1 protein-coding gene and 3 pseudogenes are annotated in these 3,489 nt (G+C 58.8%); 1 reads left to right on the top strand and 3 read right to left on the bottom strand.

The annotated features are described in order from the left end of the window. Positions 1-57 precede the first annotated feature (57 nt). Positions 58-691: pseudogene (locus DQ405_RS25995) on the bottom strand (flavin reductase family protein). Between the two features lie 177 nt (positions 692-868). Here DQ405_RS25995 and DQ405_RS25990 point away from each other — a divergent pair. After that, positions 869-1,625: pseudogene (locus DQ405_RS25990) on the top strand (COG4705 family protein). A gap of 140 nt (positions 1,626-1,765) precedes the next feature. Here the strand turns inward: DQ405_RS25990 and DQ405_RS25985 are convergent. Further along, a pseudogene (locus tag DQ405_RS25985) lies at positions 1,766-3,086 on the bottom strand (MFS transporter). A 270-nt stretch (positions 3,087-3,356) separates the two neighbouring features. Then, the coding region (locus DQ405_RS25980; RefSeq protein WP_168426453.1) for a helix-turn-helix domain-containing protein at positions 3,357-3,489 on the bottom strand (133 nt) is incomplete at its 5' end.

The following is a 3,489-nucleotide window of genomic DNA, read 5'->3' as shown; positions in this document are numbered from 1 at the left end:
AACTGACCCACCGCTATCGCAGGCAAGCCAGCTCCCACAGTTTTGATTGCATTGCAGTCAGGGTTTGGTGGCGCCTGGGCGGTACATCTTGAACAGCGCTTCTGGCCCCAGCTGGAAATAATCCGCCGGGCCACCCCCGCGTAAAATCGGCTCGGCGGCAGCGGTGTCGTAGATCCCGTCCTTGAGCAACCATTTGGCGATGTGCACCGCAACCACCTCGCCCAGCACCAGCCAGCTCGGCACCAACTGTTGGTCGGCACGTTGCAGCTGGATGATCTGCGTCACCTTGCACTCGAACGACACCGGGCTCTCGCCCACCCGTGGTACGCCAACGATTTTCGAAGCCACCGGCGTCAAGCCGGAGAGTTCGAATTCATTCACCTCGGGCGATACGGCCGCGCAACTCTGGTTCATCTGCTCGGCCAGCGGGCGGGTGGCCAGGTTCCAGACGAATTCGCCGGTCTGTTCGATATTGTTCAGGCTGTCTTTACGCCCGACACTGGAAAACCCAATGATCGGCGGAATGTAGTTGAATGCGTTGAAGAAACTGTAGGGCGCCAGGTTCAGGCGGCCTTCGCGGTCGTGCGAGGAGATCCAGCCAATCGGGCGTGGGCCGACGATCGCGTTGAACGGGTCATGGGGCAGGCCGTGGCCGTTGGCGGGTTCGTAAAAAGTGGATGTCGTCAGGCATGGCCGGGGTTCCTGCTACGCGGTTTGGGAGGCGGTCATAGTGCAATTCATGGCGGTGAATTTCCATCGTGCCCATGGATTTTTCATACATCTGCCACCTATTTTTCACAGTTTCCCCTTCAGTCTGCGCCCAAGGTCAATACCCCCTATAAGACTGAGCCTTGGAGCTATCTACTGCATGAATAAACTTCCTCAGATCACCCTGGCGTTCTGGGTCATGAAAATCTGCGCAACTACCTTGGGCGAAACCGCCGGGGACTTGCTGTCGATGACCTTGAACGTTGGCTACGCCATCAGCTCCATGATCCTCATTAGCGTGTTCCTGGTGACCCTGGTGACGCAACTCTGGTCGAAAACCTACAACCCGGTGCTGTACTGGATCGTGATTTTGTCTACCAGTACTGCGGGTACCACGATGTCCGACTTCATGGACCGCACGCTGGGACTGGGCTACGCCACCGGGTCGATGATCCTGATCGTGATCCTGATGATCATCTTTGCATTGTGGCACCTCAGTGGTGACTCGCTGAACGTGAACAAGGTGCAGACCTTCCGAGGGGAGCTGTTTTTACTGGATGGCGATCCTGTTCTCCAACACCTTGGGCACCGCATTGGGCGATTTCCTCGCGGACGATTCGGGGCTGGGCTTCGCCGGTGGCGCATTGTTGATCGGCTCAACCATCGCCGCGGTGGTGGTACTCAAGTACTTCACCCGCATCTCGTCGGTATTGTTGTTCTGGGTGGCGTTTGTACTGACACGGCCGTTTGGCGCGACCTTGGGGGATTTTCTGACCAAACCCCATGAAAAAGGCGGCTTGGATTTCGGCACCATCGGTTCATCCGCGGTATTGGCTGCGGTGCTGGTGGTGATGATTGCTGGCGCGTCGTATGCGCAGCGGCGCTATGGGCGCAATGAGGCCGCAGAGTTGTCCTAACGCTAAATGAGGGAGCGGGCTTGCTGTGGCGAGGGAGCTTGCTCCCGTTCGACAGCGTAGCTGGAGCCAGCTTTTTGGGGGCGCTTCGCACCCCAGCGCAAGCAAGCTTGCTCGCCACAGCAAGCCCGCTCCCACATTTTTTAGTCGGTGGTGATGCGTGAGTGTTTACGCGTGTCTTTCATGGTCACGTAGACCATCAACGACACGGCGATACACGCGGTCACGTACCAGTAGTAGCCCGTTTCCATACCGATGCTCTTGAACCACAGCGCGATGTATTCAGCGGTACCGCCGAAGATCGACACGGTCAGGGCATACGGCAGGCCCACGCCCAGTGCGCGGATTTCGGTCGGGAACAGCTCGGCCTTCACCACGGCGTTGATCGAGGTGTAGCCGCTGACGATGATCAGCGCCGCCATGATCAGGAAGAACGCGCCCCACCAGCTCTGGATGGTGTGCAGGGTGGTGAGGATCGGCACGGTGAACAGGGTGCCAAGCACGCCGAAGGCGATCAGGATCGGGCGGCGGCCGATTTTTATCCGACAGCCCGCCGATGATCGGTTGCAGGCACATGAACAGAAACAGCGTCGCCGCCGAGATGGTGGTGGAGTCGGAGATGCTCATGCCGACCGTGTTCACCAGGTATTTCTGCATGTAGGTGGTGTAGGTGTAGAACGCCAGGGTGCCGCCCATGGTCAGGCCGACCACGGTCATCAGTTCCTTGGGGTGACGCATCAAGGTGCGCATTGCGCTTTCCTTGGCTTTTTCTTTCTTGGTGAACGACTCGGTTTCTTCCATGCCGCGACGCAGGTACAGCGCGACCACTGCGCACAGGGCGCCGATGGCGAACGGGATGCGCCAGCCCCAGGCGTACAGTTGTTCGGTAGTCAGCACCTGTTGCAGCACGATCAGCACCGCCAGCGCGATGAGCTGGCCGGAGATCAGGGTCACGTACTGGAAGCTTGAGTAGAACCCGCGACGTTCCTTGGTGGCCATCTCACTGAGATAGGTGGCAGAGGTGCCGTATTCGCCGCCGACCGACAGGCCCTGCAGCAGGCGGGCAAACACCAGCAGGATCGGCGCACCGATACCAATGATTTCATAGCCTGGGCTCAGGGCAATCAGCAGCGAGCCGAAGCACATCAGGTACACCGAGGCCATCAAGGCTTTTTTACGCCCGACTTTGTCGGCGTAGAGGCCCATCAGCCAGCCACCGATCGGGCGCATCAGGAAGCCCACGGCGAAGATCGCGGCGGTGTTGAGCAGTTGGGCAGTGGTGTCGCCTTTGGGGAAGAAGGCTTTGGCGAAGTACAGCGAGAAGGCGGCGTAGACGTACCAGTCGTACCATTCGACCATGTTGCCGACCGATCCGCTGAAGATCGACTTGATGCGGCTGGAGGTGGTGCGCTCCTGCGCTTTTGCGGCCGTCGATCCCAGAGGCACGGTGTTGGAGTTATCCATTGAAGGATCCTTCATCTAGTTGTTTTTTATGGAGCGGCGCGTGCGCAGCCTGTTGGGGCTATAGCAGGAGCTGTGCCAGGTAGAGGAAGGCCCGCAATAGAAGGGTTGCGGGATTTTATTGAGCGGAAAGTCGCTGATGGTTTTGGGGTGGTGAGCGGAAATCCGCTTATGGCTGCCGACGCCATCGCAGGCAAGCCAGCTCCCACACCTGCTGTGTTCACAGACCAAAATGTGGGAGCGGGCTTGCCCGCGATGGTGATCCAAATATCGCTACACAAACATCTCCCTTACCAACCCATGCCGCTGCATCTTCTCATTGAAGGTACGGCGCGGCAGTTGCAACTCGGCCAGCACCGCCTTGATATCGCCCTTGTGACGCGTCAACGCGGCCTTCAGGCAGTGT

Source organism: Pseudomonas sp. SST3 (assembly GCF_003325755.1).
This window is presented reverse-complemented; position numbering and strand designations above follow the sequence as displayed.